The organism is Sphingobacterium prati (assembly GCF_013167215.1).
GTDB lineage: Bacteria > Bacteroidota > Bacteroidia > Sphingobacteriales > Sphingobacteriaceae > Sphingobacterium > Sphingobacterium prati.
Genome location: NZ_JABJWY010000009.1, coordinates 57,669 through 77,141, shown reverse-complemented (window position 1 = coordinate 77,141; position 19,473 = coordinate 57,669). Strand labels below are relative to the sequence as shown.

Here is a 19,473-nt window from a genome sequence, read left to right as displayed (position 1 = left end):
TTTGAACTATACAAAAACGGTACGGTTAGTATAATAAAATCAAAATGAGACACGGAAAAAAAGTAAATCACTTAGGCCGTACGGATAGCCATAGAAAAGCAATGTTGGCTAACATGGCAACATCATTAATCCTACACAAACGTATCACAACTACTTTGGCTAAAGCTAAAGCGTTGCGTACATATGTGGAGCCTTTGATTACTAAATCTAAAAACGACACAACACACTCTCGTCGTACAGTATTCGCTTATTTGAAAGATAAAGACGCAGTTTCTATCTTGTTTCGCGAAATTTCTGAAAAAGTAGCTAACCGTCCAGGTGGTTACACTCGTATTATCAAAATGGAAAACCGTTTGGGTGATAACGCGGAAATGGCGTTCATCGAGTTAGTTGATTACAACGAAATCTACGGTAAGAAAGCTGCTGCTGCTGAGAAGAAAGCTACTCGTCGTCGTGGTGGTGCTAAAAAAGCTGCTGCTCCTGCTGAAACTGACGCTCCTGCGGAAGTGAAAGCTGAAGTTGAAGGCGAAGAAAAAGTGGACGGAGAATAATATTGATCCGTTATAAAATAAAAAAAGTCCTCTTTTTAAGGGGACTTTTTTTATTTTATAATCATTCCTACCGTTATAACTGATATATTTGTAATGCTAAAATTTGATAGCTTTTCTATTACAAGCTATTTCGTTTATCAATCTATAATTCATTAAGATGAAACCATTTGATGTTTATCCCATTAATCCCATTAACATAGTGAAAGCTAATGGATCAACGGTGTGGGATGCCGAAGGAAATGCTTATTTGGACTTGTATGGTGGTCATGCCGTAATATCAATCGGACACACGCATCCACATTATGTGCGACGTATTACAGAACAATTGAACCGTATCGGATTCTATTCCAATTCTGTTGAAATTCCTATTCAGCGTGAACTTGCACGATTGCTCGGCGAAGTATCTGGTAAGGTTGATTATGACTTATTTCTATGTAATTCAGGGGCAGAAGCGAATGAAAACGCATTGAAACTTGCTTCTTTCTATAATAAAAGAAAGAAAATCATTGCATTTTCGAAATCTTTTCACGGTAGAACTTCGCTAGCCGTAGCTGCTACGGACAACCCAAGTATTGTTGCTCCTGTTAACGAAACAGAAAATGTTGTTTTTCTTCCGTTTAACGACGAGGAAGCCCTGAAGGAGGCATTTGCGGTATATGGAGATGAGATTTCTTCCGTTATTATTGAAAGCATACAAGGTGTCGGTGGGATTAAAGAAGCATCTATTGCTTTCCTTCGCTTGATTCGTTCGCTTTGTGATCAATATAATGCAGTATTTATTGCTGATGAAGTGCAATGTGGCTATGGTAGAACAGGCTTGTTTTATGCTCAAGACTATTCTGGTGTAAGCGCGGATATTTATACGATGGCGAAAGGAATGGGAAATGGTTTTCCTATTGGTGCGATCAGCATCTCTCCTAAGTTTAAAGCTACACACGGTAGTTTAGGAACTACCTTCGGGGGCAATCACTTGGCCTGTGCAGCGGCTATGGCGGTATTGGAAGTGATCCATCAGGACAATTTGATGGCGAATGCGAATGCGGTGGGACAGTACCTTATTGATGAGCTAAAGAAAATTGATGAAATTGTGGAAGTCAGGGGGAGGGGATTGATGATAGGAGTTGAACTTCCAGCGTCTTTTGGACATGTAAAAAAGGACCTTTTGTTAAAAAATCGAATTTTTACAGGGGAGGCTAAACCTTTTGTTATTCGATTGCTTCCTGCATTGAATATTACCAAAGAACATGCTGACCAATTTTTATCAGCATTGAAAGAACATATAAAAGCGGCTGTGGCCGTATAAAGATAATAGATGAAATTGTGATGATGGAACTCAGGTATAACGGAGTATCCATCAAAATTGTTTTATCAACATAAATGAACAAAACGGGTAGCGCAGTTTATTGCGTGAAACGATACTCGTATAAAGATTTACATAGATGAAAAAATTTTTCTCTGTTAATGACGTATCCAATGTAGCTGACGTTGTCCAAGAGGCCTTAGCCTTAAAAGCTGCTCCTTATGATAATCAAGATCTTGGTAAACATAAAACCTTGGGGCTTGTATTTTTAAATCCTAGTTTGCGTACGCGTTTGAGCACTCAAAAAGCGGCAATGAATCTGGGTATGGATGTAATGGTCATGAATATGGACAAAGACGGTTGGGCCTTGGAGACTCAGGATGATGTTGTAATGAACGGCAGTACAGTTGAACATATCCGCGAGGCAGCAGCAGTCATGGGGGAATATTGTGATATCCTTGGCTTACGATCTTTTCCAAAGCTCAAAGACCGAGAAGAAGACTACAGCGAGGATCTGTTTAATAAATTTATTAAATATTGTGGAGTACCTGTAGTATCTTTGGAAAGCGCAACACGTCACCCTTTACAAAGTTTGACGGACATAATCACCATTACTGAACATAAAAAGACAGCCAAGCCAAAGGTTGTTTTGGCTTGGGCTCCGCATGTGAAAGCTTTGCCACAGGCGGTTCCGAACTCTTTTGCAGAATGGATGTGTAAGGCGCAAGAGGAAGGGCTTGTTGAGTTTACGATTGCACAACCTATGGGCTATGAACTTAGTAAGGACTTTACAAAGGGGGCGACAATATCGACGAATTTAAATGAAAGTCTGAAAGACGCTGATTTTGTTTATGTGAAAAACTGGTCATCCTATCAGGAATATGGCGAGGTATATACGGTAGACGAGGATTGGATGATGGATAATGAAAAACTGTCTTTGACAAATGACGCGAAAGTCATGCATTGCTTGCCAGTCAGACGAGACCTGGAACTATCTTCTGAGATTTTAGATGGACCAAACTCGTTAGTTATTAAAGAGGCAAGTAATCGTGTATGGGCTGCACAGGTTGTTTTAAAACGAATGCTGGAAGATCTAGTCTAAGACAGGGTCTTTTGATTATTGAGAAACTATTTTTATTTGGGAAAAGTTGCGTAATGGCTAATAGTGTATTAAATATTATAAAAATTGGCGGAAATATTATCGATGATGAGGATCTATTGGATTCTTTTTTAGAGAAATTTTCCGCACTGTCCGGGAAGAAAATCCTCGTGCATGGCGGTGGCAAAATTGCGACCCGTCTAGCAAGCGAACTTGGCTTTCAGGCCCAGATGGTTGAAGGACGGAGGGTGACTGACGAAGATATGTTAAGGGTGGTTACTATGGTGTACGCCGGATTAACAAACAAAACAATTGTTGCCAAATTACAAAAATTAAAATGTGATGCTGTGGGGTTATCAGGGGCTGACGGGGATGTAATCAAGGCTATAAAACGTCCTGTCAAAGATGTTGACTATGGTTTCGTAGGAGATTTACTGCACGATTCAGTTAATACATTGGCGATAAAAAAATTCTTGGAAGCAGGTTTTGTACCTGTATTTTCTGCCATTACACACAATGGTTTAGGACAATTGCTCAATACCAATGCCGATACCATTGCGTCATCCTTGGCAGTTTCTTTGGCATCCTTATACGAAACGTCATTGGTCTATTGCTTTGAAAAAAATGGCGTATTGCGAGATGTGACGGATGAAAACTCCGTCATACCGACGATTAAATCTGAGGAATTTGAATTTCTCAAAGAATCCGGAATAGTCAATGATGGTATGATTCCAAAGCTACAAAATGCATTTAATGCAATAAATAAAGGTGTTCAGGAGGTATATATTGGGCATGCCAACAATTTACACCTGTTCCAACAGGGGCAGTTCGGTACCTGTTTGACATTGAAGTAATAATCTAATCTAAACCAACTATGAAAAAGGTCACTATTATTGGGAGTGGGAATATCGGTCTCTCTTTGGCAAAAGGGCTTGTAAAAAGCGAGTTTGCCAGCGCTGCGGATATTACATTAACCCGTAGAAATCTAAATGCTTTGGCTGACGAAGCGAGCCAGGGGTTCTCGGTTAGTAACGATAATATAGCTGCTGTTAAAGGCGCCGATATTGTCGTGTTCGCCATATTACCACAGCAGTTAAAAAAGGTATTGGTTGAAGTCGCTCCCGAAATAGACAAGAAAAATCAGATTTTTGTTTCCATTGTATCTGGTGTTTCTTGTGCTGATTTGAAAGCTGTGTTGGGTGAAGATGCGACGGTAATACGTGCCATGCCGAATACAGCGATTGCCATTGCTCAATCAATGACCTGTATTGCCAGCGATAGTGCTTCGGATAGTAGTCTTGCCGAAGTCGAGAAAATGTTTGAGACTGTTGGTTCAGTTGTGATTATAAATGAAGATCTGATGACTTCGGCAACAGCCCTGTGTGCCTGTGGGATCGCATTTTTCTTACGTGCTATACGTGCTGCATCACAAGGTGGAGTGGAAATAGGTTTCCACGCTCATGATGCCTTAAAAATGGCTGTTCAAACGGCTAAAGGTGCTGCGGACTTATTGTTGCATACGAATGCGCATCCAGAGGGCGAGATCGATAAAGTAACTTCACCAAAAGGATGTACAATAGCGGGGTTGAATGAAATGGAACATCATGGTTTTAGTTCTGCATTTATCAAAGGAATAAAATTGTCTGCAGATAAAGCAGGAGGACTATATCATGAAGGATAAGGATAGCTTATTCCAGGATAGCCTCGCTTTGTTAAAACAGTTGATTTCCGTTTCATCCCTAAGCCGGGAGGAAGTATTGACAGCGGCAATGATTGAGGAATTCTTCAAAAAACGGCGGATTAAGACCTTTAGGAGAGGAAATAATATTTGGGCATATAATGCACATTATGATCAAAATAAACCCACTATTCTGCTTAATTCGCATCATGATACAGTGAAACCAAATCCTGGATACACTCGTGATCCATTCAACCCCACTGAAAATGACGGAAAGCTCTATGGTTTAGGTAGTAATGATGCGGGTGGATGTTTGGTATCCCTGATTGCTACCTTCTTGTATTTTTACGAGTGCGTAGATTTAAAATATAATTTTTGTCTTGTAGCGAGTGCTGAAGAGGAAATCTCAGGCAGAAATGGGATTGAGTCCGTATTGGAAGATATCGGACCCATTGATTTTGCAATCGTTGGCGAACCGACATTGATGGACTTAGCAATAGCGGAAAAGGGTCTGATGGTATTGGATTGTCATGCAACTGGAGTAGCAGGTCATGCTGCCCGTAACGAGGGGGATAATGCTGTTTATAAAGCGATAGCTGATATCCAGTGGTTTAGAGATTATACTTTTGAAAAAGTATCACCAACCTTGGGCCCGGTTAAAATGTCGGTAACAATGATTCAGGCGGGATCGCAGCACAATGTTGTGCCTGCTGATTGCAGTTTTGTGGTCGATGTACGGACGACTGACGCTTATACGAATGAAGAAACACTGGCGATTATCAAATCTCATGTATCCTCGGAGGTTTCGGCTCGGTCGACCCGTTTGAAAGCTTCGTCTATTCCGGAAGAACATCCCATTGTACAGGCAGGGATAGAACTTGGGCGCAAGTGCTATGGATCTCCGACAATGAGCGACCAGGCGCTTATTCCAGTACCTTCTTTAAAACTGGGGCCTGGAGACAGTGCTAGATCCCACATCGCCGATGAATTTATTTATATTGATGAAATCAGGGAAGGAATAGAATTGTATATAGCGATGCTCCAAAAAATAGTATAAAAAAAGCTTCCAATTCTGGAAGCTTTTTTTATACTAGACTAAGCTGATCTGACGCTTAATACTTTCTTCGAGCGAGATGATCGTTTCTGTACGCTGGATACCAGGCACCGATTGGATATCTTCATTCAACACTTTTCTGAGATGGACAGTGTCCCTACAGATGATTTTTGCAAAGATACTGTATTGGCCAGTACAATAATGTAGCTCAACCACTTCTTTGATTTCTTTCAATTTATCTACTGCATCTGCATATTGTGAACCTTTTTCTAGATAGATACCGAGAAAGGCAGTAATGTCAAATCCAACTTTTTGAGGGTTGATAATAAGATTTGAACCTCTGATGATACCTAACTCTTCCATCTTCTTCATTCTAACGTGGATGGTACCGCCTGATACAATTAGCTTTTTTGCTATTTCGGTATAAGGAATAGAAGCATCATTCATTAGAATAGACAGGATTTGGATATCCAAATTGTCTAGATCATAGTTTGCATATTGATTTTCCATTAACAATGGGTTTTGTGTTTCATTCATTGGTCGTAGATCAAAATCTGACCAATAGCCAAGATAATTAAATTTATTTCAAAATTACTAAGAATTTTCGGTTTATAGATGTAAATTTAATAAAAAATACTTGTTGATATTGATAATGTTATATGTTTTTGTTTAAAAGTGCTTATAATTGTTTTAGCGGTGATTTTATTGTAAGGTTATCGGATTGTTTCGTTATCTTGTTATTAAAGTCAGGAAGACGATAAAGAGATAGGACAAAGATCAAAAACAAAAGACAGGTAAGTAAGTTGCAGGTGATTAGATCAAAGTATCAATATGCATATCTAATATCTCAAGATAAAATAGAAATGGAAGAAGTTCAAGATGTAAAGATTTCGCGGAAGAAGCCAATTTTTGAGGTAGGGGAAGGGCTTCATAAATATCTTAAAATGTATCAACGGGATGAAAAGCTGCCTATTGGTTATAAGGATCTATTAAATTTTACCGAGACTGTGCCGGTAATGGATAAATTTGGTCATGATACTTTTTGGGAAACGCCACTTTATCCACAACATGTGATCGACCAATTATATGACGGATTAAAAGTCATCTATGCCAAGCTTAAAGCGTCCGGTAATACACGAATTGTACAGCACAAATATATCGATCGCGTCGAGTATTGTGGTTTTGGCAATACAAGACCATTCCGGATTCGTATAGTAAACCGATTGAATGACGTCTACGATTATTTTTATATCAAACAGGCAGACGCATCAAGGATCTATGGTTTGGAATTGGAGGAAATATTATCGCCCAATCAGGTGAATTATATGGTGGATCAGGATACATTGGTTGAGGAACATATTGTTGGTATTCCAGGAGATGTATTTTCTCAAACCAGAATGTTTACGCCTGATTACAATTTGACGCGTATTTCGAAGGAATTTGTGAAGTTTAATGAACGTTGTATTATCACTTTGCTTGGAGATATGCGTGCCTATAATTTTGTCATGCAGATTACGCCCGATTTTGACGATTTTCAGTTCAGGATCAGAGCGATTGATTTCGATCAGCAATTTTATGAGGGCAATCCTAAGGTATATATGCCACAGTTTTTTAAAGAAAATTATCCATATGTTAAACTTGCGATGGAGCATTTGACTGAAAAAACCGTGTTGCAATATCAACAGGAGGAACGCTCTTCCATTGTACATAGGGTGCGAAGTGAGCGACACCGGATCGCTGATCTCCGGGACGCATCACAGATGCAAGTTCTTTCAACAGCAGAGAATATCAAGCAACTCCGCGAGGGCTATGCTGAGTTTTACCAAAACAATTCTTACCTGAAATGTAAAACAATGACGGATATTGTAGAATTAAATGTAAAAAATGTTATTCGGCAAGTGCAAATGTAGCTACTTGATCCGGTCTTTGTTGTCTTTGATAAAAGACGACCAATCTGAGTAGGATTTTCCACCGCCTGAGGTACTATTTTTTTGAAATGAATGACAAACTGCAATTGCTAACCCATCTGTTGCATCCAAAAATTGTGGAGTTTCTTCAAATTTTAGGAGATTTTTGAGCATGGCTGAAACCTGTTCTTTGGTAGCATTTCCATTTCCCGTGACTGACTGCTTTATTTTTCTAGGTGAATACTCAAAGATCGGAATATCCTGCGCCAATGCTGCAGCCATTGCAACTCCCTGTGCCCGCCCGAGTTTGAGCATAACCTGAATATTTTTTCCATAGAAAGGAGACTCCAGTGCAACACAATCCGGATTATATTCTTGCATTAATGCAGAGGTCTTTTTGAAAATGCGTTGTAGTTTTAGCGCATGGTCATCGAGATGCCCCATTTTGATTACACCCATTGAAATAAGGGATATGGTATTGCCGACTTCTCTGATAATTCCGTACCCAAGTACTACTGTACCGGGGTCTATCCCCAGAATAATTCTTTCTTTCGCCTTTTCCTTCTGCATGTACAATATTACAAATTTTGCTCTTTATAAGTGGATTGATGTGTACAAAACTTAATCATTTGGCTAAAATTTAGTAACATTGCTCTCTAATTATCAAAAGTTGACTGGGAGACAAAAAAAATATATCAGTCTTTTATTGAAGATACTCGTTTTTGTATTTGCGACATGGTACATCATTGCCAAAGTATCTGATAAGAGCAATATCGGTAAGTTTAAGACTTTAATCGTAGGATTAGAGCAGCATTCTGTCGTCTTGACATTGATCTTGATTGTCGTTTTAATGCTCGTAAACTGGCTTTTGGAGGTTGTTAAATGGCGCTATCTTGCATCCAAGCTGGAACAAATATCGTTTTGGAAAGCATTTCAATCCGTTTTTTGTGGGCTTACATGGGCTATTTTCACACCAAACAGGATTGGTGAATATGGTGGAAGGGTTTTGTTCCTCCAACCTCAAAATAGGGCAAAGGGCGCTGTTGCGATGGGGGTGGGGCTATTTGCCCAATTGGTATTGACAAGTGTGACAGGATCACTGAGCATTGCCTGGTTTATCTGTAAGTTTTTATCCACACCTTTATCCGTTCAATTTGCCGTTTGGTTGCTTGCTATTATTTATGCTATTGGATTTGTTATATTGTACTTTAATGTGAGATGGGTGGATATACTCGTTGGTAAAATTAAATTTTTGACAAAGATTAAGCCGTTTTTTGAAGTCCTTGAACATTATTCAGCACGTGAACTTAGTATTGTCTTGATAAATTCATTGGCCAGATTCATCATTTTTACTTCACAGTATATTATTTTGATGAAGTTGACTTTACCTGAGTTGCCACTTCTGTCCATGATCTTGATGATTTTCATTCTTTTTTTCGTCCAGGCAGCATTGCCTACCTTGGATATTTTTGATTTTAGTGTCCGTAGTTTTGTTGCAAGTAATCTTTATAGCTATATTACAACACAAGAAATTGCAGTGATGGCGATCGTATCCTGTATTTGGTTTGTTAATTTGATTCTACCCGCGGTATTTGGTTCTATTTTTGTTTTTAAGATTAATTTTTTCGGTGATACAAATTCTTAGCTATTTATTGATCAGTTTTGCTTGTGTGTACGCAATTTTGGTATTGTGGATGCGTAAAGGCTGGACTACCATCCAAGCTCCCGTCAGTCCTTTAGTTTGTACGAAGACTGTATCGGTAATTATCGCTGCGCGTAATGAGGAGCTAAATATACGGCGAACGATAACGTCAATATTGAATCAAAATTTTCCGGAGGAACTTCTTGAACTCATTATCATCGATGACCATTCGGACGACAATACCTCAGCGATTGTTAGAGAATATACTGAAAATGGTGTAAAATTGATCCAGCTTAATGAGAATGGACGAATGAATTCTTATAAAAAGTTGGCAATTTCACGAGCAATTGACTGCTGTAGGGGGGAGATTATTATCACCACAGACGCAGACTGCCGAATGGGACCAAATTGGCTAGCTACCGTGATCGGAACGTTTGAAAAAGAAAATGCTTATTTATTGTCTTCTCCTGTAGTCTATTCAGAGGAAAAGAGTTTTTTCGAGCGCTTGCAGACCTTGGAATTCCTTTATCTCATAGGTCTTGGAGCAGCGGGAATAGGCAATAGAAAACCAACGACCTGTAATGGAGCGAATTTAGCGTATCGAAAAGACGTTTTTACGCAAATGGGCGGTTTTAAAGGAATTGATGAACTTGCTTCTGGGGACGATGAGTTATTTTTGCATAAGGTAGCGGAAAAGTTTCCAGAACGAATTGCGTTCTGCAAATCCGAGGAGGCGATCGTGTATACCGATGCTAAGCCTGATCTTAGCTCATTTATTAGCCAAAGAAGACGTTGGGCTTCTAAAAGTACAAAGTACAAAAATAAAGGTGTTATTGCTTTAGGAATCGCTATCTGGCTATTTAATGTGCTGTTGTTGGTCGTAGCGATTCTTGCGGTTGTAGCTGTTAAAATCCTTGCTGGGGTTGTCCTCTTTGCATTTTTGCTTAAAATGACAGTCGAATTTTTCTTTATCCAACCGCTAACAAAGTTTGCAAGGCGCAGTAATTTGCTCTGGTATCTCCCAGTCCTGAGCCTTGCCCACATTTTTTACCTCGTCTATATTGGAATATTAGGAAATATTGGCAAATATGATTGGAAAGGTCGGCAAGTCAGATAATACAATTTAATTTTCCACTTTTTGCTTAATCTTCTCTTCAGCTAATTTTACGATTTCCTCAATATTTTTATTGCTTGTATCCAAAGGATCCAGTACTTCCCATGTCATATGTAGAAAAGGTGTTAGGGGATACATACCATATTGGACCATTTCGTAAGATCCTTTGATTGCAATCGGAACAACCAATGCATTGGGATTTTTCTTTAACAGCGTCGCAATACCTCCAATGTGAAAAGCTTTCATCTTACCTGTTTTAGAACGGGTCCCTTCCGGAAAGATAAAGGCAGACCAGTTCTTCGTCTTCATATTGTTGGCAAGTTTGAGAATTTCTGCGATTGACTGTTTGGGATCATTGCGGTCTATATTGGCGGCTCCACCATGTTTAAGATTGAATGAAATACTTGGTATACCACTGGCCAGTTCGATCTTTGAGATAAATTTTCCATGAAATCTTCGCAGAAAATAGATTAGTGGGGGAATGTCAAAGGTACTTTGATGATTGGCAACAAAAATAATAGGTTGGCCCAAAGGGATGGATTTGTTGTCAATAAAGGTAACTCTATTGAATAATGTATAATAAGATGCAACCAAACAGGCATTTAATATATCCACGCTTTTTTTGTGCGCACGATAGCCTCCCAGTTTTAAACATAGCCATTGAATGGGATGAAATATCACAAGGGACAAACCAAAACAGAACCAAAATAAAATAGATAGGATATAGCCTAAAAACTTTTTCATACACTTTGTTTAATGTTTACAAATATATCATTAAGCGATGATTTTGGAAAATATTAATAATATGTTATTCTATATTAATATTATTACTACTATATTTAACAATGTTAATATTTATATTACGAAATGAAAAAGATACCCGTAAATTGTCCATGTTGTGATGCGAAGCTAAAAGTCTCTAAGTTGGTCTGCGATTCCTGCAACACGGAAGTTGTCGGTAAGTTTACTTTACCCCTGCTTATGCAACTGACTATTGATGAACAAGAATTTGTCCTGAATTTTCTTAAGTATTCCGGCAGTTTAAAAGAAATGGCCAACCAAATGGGTAAGTCTTATCCAACTGTTCGTAATATTTTGGATGATCTGATCCATAAATTAAATTCGCTTGCTAATATGAACAATGTTGGTGCAAATAGGATGATTTAGGTAGCCTTAAGTATTGAAGCATTGATATACAAAGCAATTACTCAAGATGAGAAATAATACACTTTATAACGAGAGTCAATCATTTTTTAGTTGGTGGCTATGTCTGATCCTTTTATCTGTTAGTGTAGCTAGCATTTCTGCTCACTGGCAGGATATTTTACAGTTCAATTTTGCTCCTCTGTTTAGATTAGCTGGATTCTGGATAAATTTAGCCTTGTGGTGTTTATTTGGCGTGCTTCGTTTAAAGACCACTATTCATGAGAATGGGATTGAAGTCTATTTTTTTCCATTTAATTTCTATCAAAAAAGGATTGCGTGGGGTGATATAACTACAGCTGAAGTACGAAAATATAGTCCAATTGCAGATTTTGGAGGCTGGGGCCTGAGAAGAGGAAGTAGAGGAAGAGCTTTTTCAGCTCAAGGTAATATGGGCTTGCAACTTACCATGAGAAATGGGAATGTACTGCTCATCGGAACTCAAAATCCAGCGGAGATCGAACAATTGAATTTATCCAAATTCTTAAACAATGAAATTTAAACAGCTATTTCTAAACCCATTTGAAGAGTTTTCGGAATGGAAACTATTTTTTGCAGGCACCATTGGTTTTTTGCTATCGAGCTATTTTGTCTATTTATCAGGGGAGCAGTTCAATGGTTTTATGCACTTCTATCGACCAGAGATAGCAGTCTCTTTCGTTTCTGTTTTAAGACTCCATGCTTATATGGTTTTGGCTCCTTTAGCCTTATTATATATCGTAGGTCTTATATTATACGCCAAAACAAGGCTTATTGATGTATTAAACGTGATCCTGATTGTGCCATTTCCGCTTTATTTAGCACTTCTTTTGGGAAGACTATTGCATCAGGATAAGTTTACCAAACAGCTGGATGAAGCATTAAAAAGTGGTGACCATACTTTGTCGAGTATAGACAAGAGCCAAATGATCCAGTTTGGTATATTCGGATTATTGGCTTTGTTTCTTCTGTTTTATCAGTTTTATTTATTGGTGAGAGGAATGAATATAGCCGTTAACAATAAAAAGATTTGGGTTAGTATACTGTTTGTGGCACTATATTTTATGCTTGATGTGGGTATACAGTTTTATTTTTAATGGAAAGGAACTTATGAAGAAAATTCTCTACTTGTTTTTAATCTGTTTACATTTTTCATGTGCAGACGCACAGTCGTTTGATGGGTCGTGGAAAGGTGAGGTGAGCGTGTCCGGGCAGAAATTACTTTTGGTATTCAATTTACAAAAGGATAGTGCTAATAACTGGGTGGGAACCTTTGAAAGCCCCATGCAGACCTCGCTGAAGTTTCCAGTTGATATGATAAAAACGAACAAAGATTCGATATCGATGGAGGTCAAAGCGATTGGTTTATTTTATAGAGGCTACTTGGACCGCGACAAAGATGTGATGAAAGGCGCCATGAAACAGGGCAGTTTTGAATCCGCGATGATACTGGTGCGTAGTGAGAGTGAGCACAGTGGGCTTTCACGCAAGCAAGATGTCTCCCCGCCCTATGATTACATCGAGCAGGAAATCTCATTTCAGAATGTAAAAGGTAGTGCTTCGCTTGTCGGAACCTTAACATATCCAAAAGGAGGGGGATCTTTTCCGGCTGTTGTCCTGGTCAATGGTAGCGGACAGCAAAATAGAGATTCAGAAGTTTTTGGACACAGACCATTTAAAATATTAGCGGATCATCTTACTAAAAAGGGCTTCGCTGTGCTGCGTTATGATGACCGTGGTATTGGAAAGTCTAAAGGAGAAGTTAACTTGGCTACGACGATTGATTTCGCATCAGACGCAAATGCAGCCGTGGATTTTCTGAGCAAGCAGCAGATGGTCAAAACAGGAAAGATTGGTGTCATTGGCCATAGCGAAGGTGCTTTAATAGCGGAAATGGTTGCAGCAGAAAACAGTAAGGTCAATTATATTGCGCTTTTATCTGGTCCTGTCCTCAAAGGAGATTCTTTATTGATTCTACAGAGTTATGCGCTCGGGAAAGTCGCAGGGTTGTCTGAGCCAGCATTGGAATTGAATAAGGCTAATAACAGAAAGCTATATGACATTCTTTTGAGAGACGAGCCGCCAAAGATTTTGTCGGAATTATTGGAAGAAGAACTTATTCGGCAAAACAATGGAAATGTATTAACATCGGATATGAGAATCAAATTAAGTCCGATGTTAATGCCTTGGTTTAAAACTTTTCTCCGAATCGATCCAAGTTACTACCTTAAGCAAGTAAACGTACCTATTTTTGCTTCTTTTGGAGGAAAAGATATTCAGGTGCCTGCTAACGAAAATATTTATGCACTTCAACGTTTACGTCTGAAGACGACAGATGTGACGATCAAAGACTACCCAAATTTGAACCATCTCTTTCAAAATGCACAGACGGGGAAAATTGAAGAATATTTTGAAAATTCAGAAAGTTTCAATGAGCAATTGATGGATGATCTTACGAAATGGCTTAAATTGAAAACAAAATAATCGAATCTTAAATTTGGTCGTTACGGTATTCGCTTTTGGCAACTTAACATAAGTTTTCGGAATCGGAGAAAAAATTAAATTCCGATGTCAATGATCAGCAACAACCTGTTGCCTTTAAGCGCTCTGTTATGGTGTCGTATTGGCGACAGGTAGAATTTTGCCATTGAAATATTGGTGCCCGTTCTGAGCAAACTCCGCAATGTACCGACCCATTTCAAAGGCTAGCGTGCCCGCTTGTATACCGGGAAAAGCTGCTTCAAACATTTCAGTTTGTGACGAGCCTAATGCTAAGCAGTTGACCTTAATTCCCTTTTCCTTAAATTCTTCAGCGAGACATTCTGTTAAAATAGCCAAAGCACCTTTACTGGTAGAATAGGCTGAAAGTCCCGGAAATTTCATTGAGCCCTGGAAACCTCCCATGCTGCTGATGTTGACAATATGGGAACCTTCGTGCATGAATGGAACAACGTGCTGTATCATATTGACGTGTCCCATAATATTTGTCTGCAGCATTTCTGCAAAATCCTGCCCACTGGTCTCCATGAATGGTTTATTAATTAATGCACCGGCATTGTTGATCAAGATGTCGACGCTGTCAAATTTCGATTGAATAAAAGGAATTAGTGTTGTGTAATCATCATAGACAATATCAAATTGTGCGGGGAAAAGCGTACCCCCGTCATAATTAAGCTGACTAGCTATTTCATGAAGCTTCCTCAATTTGTCTGCAGATCGAGCCAATGCGATGACTTTGTTGTCCTTTTTTGAGGTCAAATCAAGTACAGCCTCAAATCCGACGCCACTGCTTGCTCCTGTTATAATAATATTCGCCATGTTTATTCCTCTAATTTTTGACTTTGTTCAACTTCTTCGACAGAAGGTAGTTTATCCTCACCAATTGCTTTAGGATTGAAGATAAAATAAATTCCGGAGAGTGCGACCATCGCCGAGATAATATAAAATAACAATGTGATCAACACCGCATTGTGTGAGTCTACCTGAAATATGCCTGCTCCCCACATGATCACAAGCTCACGCATACCCAATCCCCCCACAGAGAAAGGAATGATAGAGACTAACGAAGAGGCCAAAAATAGAAATAGGTAAGGGGAGAATTTCCCGTTAAATCCTAAGGCATAAAGAATTAAAATCGCTGCGATCACTTGCATTGACTGTACGCCGATAGCTTTTAAGTGTGCTTTTAAAAAGGTAGATTTATATTCGCTGAAAAATTTTGTAACAACAAAATAATAGAGGATGCTCCCTGATACAAACAGGATGAACGTCAAGTAATTTGGTATTCCTAGTTGTGGCATGTAGGTGACTAATGCTGCAATGATTAGGCATAAGGCCCATAAACCACTTAATCTATCTAAGAATAATGCTGTAAATAATTTCCTGCCTTTGATACTGAATCTTTTTCGAAGGAAGAATATTTTGTAACCATCCCCGCCCACTCCACCAGGTAAAATGAGGTTATAAAACAGCCCCAATTGGTAAAGCTTCAAATTATATTTTTCAGATACGTCTAAGCCAATAGCCCCCAGAAATGTTAATAAACGTGATGAGGATATAAAAATTGAACTACTATATGCTAATAAAGCTAGAAATAAATAGAGGGGATTTGAATGAATTACAGCTTCTTTGAGATCTTTTAGTGAAACTTTACTGAAAACCCAGTAAAGGGCTCCCACCGTAACGACAATCTTCAATATATTTTTTAGGATCTTAAAACCTTTTTTTTTGTCCATAGAAGTTTATTTTTCCAATCTTAATCATACCTATTAGCGATTTTGGAAAATTCAAAGTTAGGAACTTTGTCGAATTGTGCAATTGAACTTATGCGATAGTTGGGTAAATTCTTGAATACAATAATATCAAGTATAAAATACCGAATATTGTCGCAAGAGAAAATAGCCAATTTAGGTCAATTCTATTATATTTGTGTTTTAGCACAGCAATCATTAATCCGACGATAAAACAAAATAGTAAGATAGGGGCAATGAAAGCAACCTTATTTGTGAACGCAAGGCTGATTTGGTTTAATTTCGTCTTTGCTTCCTGTCCCAAAAAAAGAGGGTAGGTGGCGAAGGCTAAAAGAATAATGAATAACCTTAAAAGAGTTTTTGCGATTATTTTGCTTATGGTATGATTTTTGGCTGTAATCTTCATGATTTGTGGATTAATTTACCCCAAAAATACAATTTGAAATTAAAACTAGACATATGAATCGATTCGTTTTATCATTAGCAACAGTTTTTGCTACGGTGACCTTGTTCTCCTGTGGTGCACAAAAGCAAGGTACATCTACTGGAAATCCTGGTTATGGGTCTTCCAATACAAGTGCAACTTCGGGACCTAGCGCCTCAGAATGGAAATCTGCTGTGAAGGGAACTTGGACACTAAATTCAATCGATAGAGAAAACTTACCTTCGACATTCACCATTAAAAGTGTATTTGAGGAAGCTCCTGCGGAATGTTTTGTCGGTAGTACATGGAACTTCATTGGAAATGGAAAGGGATCAATCACGTTCAATGCCCAAGGTACTTTATGTGCTCCGGGTGCATCGCGTGAGATCTTTTGGTCGATATACAATCCTGGAAAAGGTTTAGGCGAACCGCAATTCCAATTTAAAAAGATCTATGCAGGAGACAAAGCAAAGAATGTAACAACAGGTTATCGTTTAGATCTGTCTTATTCTGATGGCAACAAATTAGTTATGAAAATGCCATTGACAGTATCTAATGGTGAAGCTTACTTGGTGTTGAATTTTTCGCGCGTAAACTAAGCTCAATCGAGAAAAAAAGAATAACGAGAAGCTATAGGAAATCCTATGGCTTTTTTTTGTGGAAAATTTAATACTTTTACACGCTGAATCCATCATGATTTATTCAAACTTGAAGTGTGAAGTGATGAATACAAAAAGCGGAAGCTGTATGAATAATTGCTTTTGAGACGAATAAATCAGATAGCATCGTTACCTTAGAAAACAGATTTATCAGATGAAAAATAGCATGATTCCCAAGGCTTAAGCTTGGAACTGCTTAATATAGATAGAAATATGGCTGAACAAAACACGAAAACTGCATTGATAACAGGTATTACAGGGCAAGATGGCGCCTATTTAGCAGAATTCCTATTAAAAAAAGGATATAGGGTTCATGGGCTAAAACGCCGTAGCTCCCTATTCAATACTGATCGTATTGATCACCTTTATCAAGATCCCCATCTTGACAATAGAAATTTTACATTGCATTTTGGTGATTTGACAGATTCAACCAATTTGATCCGTGTCATTCAGGAGACTCAACCGGATGAAATCTATAATCTAGCGGCTCAATCCCATGTTAAGGTGAGCTTTGATACGCCCGAGTATACGGCCAATGCTGACGGTATCGGTACGCTTCGTATATTAGAGGCTGTCAGATTATTAGGAATGATCGAGAAAACACGTATTTACCAAGCCTCAACTTCGGAGCTATATGGTCTTGTGCAAGCGGTACCACAAAGTGAGACGACTCCTTTTTACCCAAGAAGTCCATATGCTGTTGCCAAAATGTATGGCTATTGGATTACTGTTAACTATCGTGAAGCTTACAATATGTATGCCTGCAATGGGATTTTGTTTAATCATGAAAGCCCTGTCAGAGGTGAAACATTTGTAACGCGTAAAATAACCCGAGCCGTTGCAAAAATTGCGTTGGGATTGCAGGATAAACTTTATTTGGGGAATCTTTCGGCTCAGCGTGACTGGGGACATGCAAAAGACTATGTTGAAGCGATGTGGCTGATCCTACAACAGGAAAAACCTGAGGATTTTGTCATCGCAACGGGAGTTACAACAACGGTTAGAGATTTTGTCCGTTTGGCCTTTGCTGAATTGGGAATAGAAATTGAATTTAGTGGGAAGGGCGAACAAGAAAAAGGAGTAATTATTGATGTTGATGAGGAGCGTTTAGCTGAATTAAATATTGATAAATCACTTATTAAATTTGGACAAACTGTCGTTAAGGTAGACCCTGCCTATTACAGACCGACGGAGGTCGATTTACTTATTGGAGATCCTACCAAAGCGAATACCAAACTAGGTTGGACACCTAAATATAATCTTCAGATGCTGGTAACAGATATGGTACAATCCGATCTTCATTTGATGAGAAAAGAAGAGTATTTGAAACAAGGTGGTTTTCAGACGTTGAACTATTTTGAATAATTCATAAATGATAATGAAAAAATAAAACTGGAATAATTTTTGTTTAAACATTCATTGTATGAATACATCAATTCATACAATGAATATGATAGTGTATTATGATGAATTCAGAGGTTGTTTCGAGCAAGAAGGAAGAAGAGAAGAAGAAAGATACTTCTAAAGTTTATTTCTTCATCATTGCGATAGCAGCGTTACTAGCAACGAATATATATTTTTATGTTAAGTTTAAGACAAATGGAGAGAAAGTCTATGCCTTAACTGTGGAAAAGGAAAATCTTCAGGTACAGATCGACCGGATAGAGGCCGAGTTGGACAAGATCGATGTAGAAAATGTTCAATTGACTCCCGAGATGACGGTGCAAAAAGATGATTCGCGAGCGGAAATTGCTGAACTAAGAAAAAAACTTGAAAATAAGAGTATAACTCCTAAAGATATTGATGACGCTCAGCGTAAAATCAATTTGTTAAAAAAGCAGGTTGATCATTATCGGGTAGATGTTCAACGCTTGGTTCAGGAAAATCAGATTTTATCAAAGCAGAATTCAACTTTGAATGAATCGGTTGTCGAGAAAAATAAGCAAATTAATTCTCTGACAACAACTAATGCTGAATTAAAAGAAAAAGTGACGACAGCATCTGCTTTGAAGGTTTCAAGTATCAGCATCAATGGTCTTGAAGTCAAAAAGAACGGTAAGGAGTCAGTTGAAGAGCGTGCGAAACGGGTGGATAAATTGAAAATTAATTTTACCATAACTGACAATTCATTGGCTAAAAGTGGTGAACGCGATATTTTTGTGAGAATCATTGATCCTCAGGGGAATCTTGTGATACAAGGAGATAATATTTTCTTTGTACATGGGGAGAAGTTACAGTATACCTTTAAACATAATATCTTGTTTACGAATAAAGGTGAAGATTATGTGGTGTATTGGTCTGCTGAAAACGGTTTTACCAAAGGGGCGTACACCGTCTTGCTTTATGAAGACAATGCTATAATGGGTAGATCAACAGTTGTATTGCGTTAGACAGATAGCGTATGTTCTCTCGCTGCAAGTCGTAAGGTAGAGCCTGTAATGTTTTTCAACAGATGAATATAAAGTAGAGCTTTTTTGTTCAGGGTACTGTTTCATAAAGTGTGTAAGTTATAGAAATGCGAAGTTCGAAAGGACTTCGCATTTTTTATTATTTACTGAACTTTATAATAGTAAGACAGAGGGGACCGATGTGTTAGCCGATATCGTAGGATTT

21 protein-coding genes are annotated in these 19,473 nt (G+C 38.4%); 16 read left to right on the top strand and 5 right to left on the bottom strand.

Features of this window, described 5'->3' with window-relative positions; all coding sequences use genetic code 11:
* Positions 1-44: 44 nt before the first annotated feature.
* The 6 genes from rplQ (at position 45) to HPC41_RS01640 (ending at position 5,685) form a co-directional block, all read left to right on the top strand.
* Complete coding sequence (rplQ, locus tag HPC41_RS01665) at positions 45-551, top strand: 50S ribosomal protein L17 (RefSeq protein ID WP_120261728.1); 507 nt, start codon at positions 45-47, stop codon at positions 549-551.
* A gap of 157 nt (positions 552-708) precedes the next feature.
* Positions 709-1,854, top strand: coding sequence for an aspartate aminotransferase family protein (locus HPC41_RS01660; protein WP_172392280.1), 1,146 nt, complete (start codon positions 709-711; stop codon positions 1,852-1,854).
* A gap of 136 nt (positions 1,855-1,990) precedes the next feature.
* Positions 1,991-2,953: a Rossmann-fold NAD(P)-binding domain-containing protein gene (locus HPC41_RS01655; protein WP_172392279.1), complete on the top strand. Its 963-nt coding sequence runs from the start codon at positions 1,991-1,993 to the stop codon at positions 2,951-2,953.
* Positions 2,954-3,006: 53 nt separating this feature from the next.
* Positions 3,007-3,804 carry an acetylglutamate kinase gene (argB, locus tag HPC41_RS01650; RefSeq protein ID WP_172392278.1) on the top strand — a complete coding sequence of 266 codons (798 nt, stop codon included), beginning with the start codon at positions 3,007-3,009 and terminating at the stop codon, positions 3,802-3,804.
* A gap of 20 nt (positions 3,805-3,824) precedes the next feature.
* Positions 3,825-4,631 (top strand): pyrroline-5-carboxylate reductase, encoded by an 807-nt coding sequence (gene proC, locus HPC41_RS01645; RefSeq protein WP_172392277.1) that lies wholly within the window; start codon positions 3,825-3,827, stop codon positions 4,629-4,631.
* The gene (locus tag HPC41_RS01640; protein ID WP_172392276.1) at positions 4,621-5,685 is read left to right on the top strand and encodes a M20 family metallo-hydrolase; all 1,065 of its coding nucleotides are present in this window, start codon (positions 4,621-4,623) and stop codon (positions 5,683-5,685) included. Before proC ends, HPC41_RS01640 begins: the two co-directional genes overlap by 11 nt.
* Positions 5,686-5,718: 33 nt before the next feature.
* Here the strand turns inward: HPC41_RS01640 and HPC41_RS01635 are convergent, their stop codons facing one another.
* The gene (locus tag HPC41_RS01635; protein WP_046674894.1) at positions 5,719-6,192 is read right to left on the bottom strand and encodes an Lrp/AsnC ligand binding domain-containing protein; all 474 of its coding nucleotides are present in this window, start codon (positions 6,190-6,192) and stop codon (positions 5,719-5,721) included.
* Between the two features lie 353 nt (positions 6,193-6,545).
* Here HPC41_RS01635 and HPC41_RS01630 point away from each other — a divergent pair, with 353 nt between their 5' ends.
* Positions 6,546-7,592 (top strand): hypothetical protein, encoded by a 1,047-nt coding sequence (locus HPC41_RS01630; RefSeq protein WP_172392275.1) that lies wholly within the window; start codon positions 6,546-6,548, stop codon positions 7,590-7,592.
* Here the strand turns inward: HPC41_RS01630 and ruvC are convergent, their stop codons facing one another.
* Positions 7,593-8,159, bottom strand: a complete 567-nt coding sequence (gene ruvC, locus HPC41_RS01625) for a crossover junction endodeoxyribonuclease RuvC (protein ID WP_172392274.1) — start codon at positions 8,157-8,159, stop codon at positions 7,593-7,595.
* Between the two features lie 136 nt (positions 8,160-8,295).
* On the opposite strand from ruvC, the gene HPC41_RS01620 reads away from it, so the two are divergent.
* Both HPC41_RS01620 and HPC41_RS01615 read left to right on the top strand, forming a co-directional pair.
* On the top strand, positions 8,296-9,234 hold the full coding sequence (locus HPC41_RS01620) for a flippase-like domain-containing protein (protein WP_246250269.1): 939 nt from the start codon (positions 8,296-8,298) through the stop codon (positions 9,232-9,234).
* A 25-nt stretch (positions 9,235-9,259) separates the two neighbouring features.
* Positions 9,260-10,348, top strand: a complete 1,089-nt coding sequence (locus tag HPC41_RS01615) for a glycosyltransferase (protein WP_288812201.1) — start codon at positions 9,260-9,262, stop codon at positions 10,346-10,348.
* 6 nt (positions 10,349-10,354) lie between these two features.
* Here the strand turns inward: HPC41_RS01615 and HPC41_RS01610 are convergent, their stop codons facing one another.
* Positions 10,355-11,089, bottom strand: a complete 735-nt coding sequence (locus HPC41_RS01610; RefSeq protein WP_172392272.1) for a lysophospholipid acyltransferase family protein — start codon at positions 11,087-11,089, stop codon at positions 10,355-10,357.
* A 123-nt stretch (positions 11,090-11,212) separates the two neighbouring features.
* Here HPC41_RS01610 and HPC41_RS01605 point away from each other — a divergent pair, with 123 nt between their 5' ends.
* From HPC41_RS01605 to HPC41_RS01590, 4 genes are read left to right on the top strand one after another with little or no spacing between them, the layout of a single operon-like run.
* The gene (locus tag HPC41_RS01605) at positions 11,213-11,512 is read left to right on the top strand and encodes a DUF2089 family protein (RefSeq protein WP_172392271.1); all 300 of its coding nucleotides are present in this window, start codon (positions 11,213-11,215) and stop codon (positions 11,510-11,512) included.
* 46 nt (positions 11,513-11,558) lie between these two features.
* Complete coding sequence (locus HPC41_RS01600; protein ID WP_172392270.1) at positions 11,559-12,050, top strand: hypothetical protein; 492 nt, start codon at positions 11,559-11,561, stop codon at positions 12,048-12,050.
* Complete coding sequence (locus HPC41_RS01595; RefSeq protein WP_172392269.1) at positions 12,040-12,624, top strand: hypothetical protein; 585 nt, start codon at positions 12,040-12,042, stop codon at positions 12,622-12,624. The genes HPC41_RS01600 and HPC41_RS01595 overlap by 11 nt, the downstream gene beginning before the upstream one ends.
* A gap of 13 nt (positions 12,625-12,637) precedes the next feature.
* Positions 12,638-14,011 (top strand): alpha/beta hydrolase family protein, encoded by a 1,374-nt coding sequence (locus HPC41_RS01590; protein WP_172392268.1) that lies wholly within the window; start codon positions 12,638-12,640, stop codon positions 14,009-14,011.
* Positions 14,012-14,137: 126 nt separating this feature from the next.
* Here the strand turns inward: HPC41_RS01590 and HPC41_RS01585 are convergent, their stop codons facing one another.
* The gene (locus HPC41_RS01585; RefSeq protein ID WP_172392267.1) at positions 14,138-14,845 is read right to left on the bottom strand and encodes an SDR family NAD(P)-dependent oxidoreductase; all 708 of its coding nucleotides are present in this window, start codon (positions 14,843-14,845) and stop codon (positions 14,138-14,140) included.
* A 2-nt stretch (positions 14,846-14,847) separates the two neighbouring features.
* On the bottom strand, positions 14,848-15,762 hold the full coding sequence (locus HPC41_RS01580; protein ID WP_172392266.1) for a lysylphosphatidylglycerol synthase transmembrane domain-containing protein: 915 nt from the start codon (positions 15,760-15,762) through the stop codon (positions 14,848-14,850).
* A 474-nt stretch (positions 15,763-16,236) separates the two neighbouring features.
* Between HPC41_RS01580 and HPC41_RS01575 the strand changes: the two genes are divergently transcribed.
* From HPC41_RS01575 to HPC41_RS01565, 3 genes are all read left to right on the top strand, one after another.
* Positions 16,237-16,800: a lipocalin family protein gene (locus HPC41_RS01575; protein WP_172392265.1), complete on the top strand. Its 564-nt coding sequence runs from the start codon at positions 16,237-16,239 to the stop codon at positions 16,798-16,800.
* 273 nt (positions 16,801-17,073) lie between these two features.
* Complete coding sequence (gmd, locus tag HPC41_RS01570) at positions 17,074-18,225, top strand: GDP-mannose 4,6-dehydratase (protein WP_172392264.1); 1,152 nt, start codon at positions 17,074-17,076, stop codon at positions 18,223-18,225.
* Between the two features lie 98 nt (positions 18,226-18,323).
* Positions 18,324-19,250 (top strand): hypothetical protein, encoded by a 927-nt coding sequence (locus HPC41_RS01565; RefSeq protein ID WP_172392263.1) that lies wholly within the window; start codon positions 18,324-18,326, stop codon positions 19,248-19,250.
* Positions 19,251-19,473 lie beyond the last annotated feature (223 nt).

What these genes read in the sequence shown, in the direction of transcription:
- rplQ (WP_120261728.1), top strand. Translation starts at nt 45, where the DNA reads ATGAGACACGGAAAAAAAGTAAATCACTTAGGCCGTACGGATAGCCAT.
- HPC41_RS01660 (WP_172392280.1), top strand. Translation starts at nt 709, where the DNA reads ATGAAACCATTTGATGTTTATCCCATTAATCCCATTAACATAGTGAAA.
- HPC41_RS01655 (WP_172392279.1), top strand. Translation starts at nt 1,991, where the DNA reads ATGAAAAAATTTTTCTCTGTTAATGACGTATCCAATGTAGCTGACGTT.
- argB (WP_172392278.1), top strand. Translation starts at nt 3,007, where the DNA reads ATGGCTAATAGTGTATTAAATATTATAAAAATTGGCGGAAATATTATC.
- proC (WP_172392277.1), top strand. Translation starts at nt 3,825, where the DNA reads ATGAAAAAGGTCACTATTATTGGGAGTGGGAATATCGGTCTCTCTTTG.
- HPC41_RS01640 (WP_172392276.1), top strand. Translation starts at nt 4,621, where the DNA reads ATGAAGGATAAGGATAGCTTATTCCAGGATAGCCTCGCTTTGTTAAAA.
- HPC41_RS01635 (WP_046674894.1), bottom strand. Translation starts at nt 6,192, where the DNA reads ATGGAAAATCAATATGCAAACTATGATCTAGACAATTTGGATATCCAA.
- HPC41_RS01630 (WP_172392275.1), top strand. Translation starts at nt 6,546, where the DNA reads ATGGAAGAAGTTCAAGATGTAAAGATTTCGCGGAAGAAGCCAATTTTT.
- ruvC (WP_172392274.1), bottom strand. Translation starts at nt 8,159, where the DNA reads ATGCAGAAGGAAAAGGCGAAAGAAAGAATTATTCTGGGGATAGACCCC.
- HPC41_RS01610 (WP_172392272.1), bottom strand. Translation starts at nt 11,089, where the DNA reads ATGAAAAAGTTTTTAGGCTATATCCTATCTATTTTATTTTGGTTCTGT.
- HPC41_RS01605 (WP_172392271.1), top strand. Translation starts at nt 11,213, where the DNA reads ATGAAAAAGATACCCGTAAATTGTCCATGTTGTGATGCGAAGCTAAAA.
- HPC41_RS01600 (WP_172392270.1), top strand. Translation starts at nt 11,559, where the DNA reads ATGAGAAATAATACACTTTATAACGAGAGTCAATCATTTTTTAGTTGG.
- HPC41_RS01595 (WP_172392269.1), top strand. Translation starts at nt 12,040, where the DNA reads ATGAAATTTAAACAGCTATTTCTAAACCCATTTGAAGAGTTTTCGGAA.
- HPC41_RS01590 (WP_172392268.1), top strand. Translation starts at nt 12,638, where the DNA reads ATGAAGAAAATTCTCTACTTGTTTTTAATCTGTTTACATTTTTCATGT.
- HPC41_RS01585 (WP_172392267.1), bottom strand. Translation starts at nt 14,845, where the DNA reads ATGGCGAATATTATTATAACAGGAGCAAGCAGTGGCGTCGGATTTGAG.
- HPC41_RS01580 (WP_172392266.1), bottom strand. Translation starts at nt 15,762, where the DNA reads ATGGACAAAAAAAAAGGTTTTAAGATCCTAAAAAATATATTGAAGATT.
- HPC41_RS01575 (WP_172392265.1), top strand. Translation starts at nt 16,237, where the DNA reads ATGAATCGATTCGTTTTATCATTAGCAACAGTTTTTGCTACGGTGACC.
- gmd (WP_172392264.1), top strand. Translation starts at nt 17,074, where the DNA reads ATGGCTGAACAAAACACGAAAACTGCATTGATAACAGGTATTACAGGG.
- HPC41_RS01565 (WP_172392263.1), top strand. Translation starts at nt 18,324, where the DNA reads ATGATGAATTCAGAGGTTGTTTCGAGCAAGAAGGAAGAAGAGAAGAAG.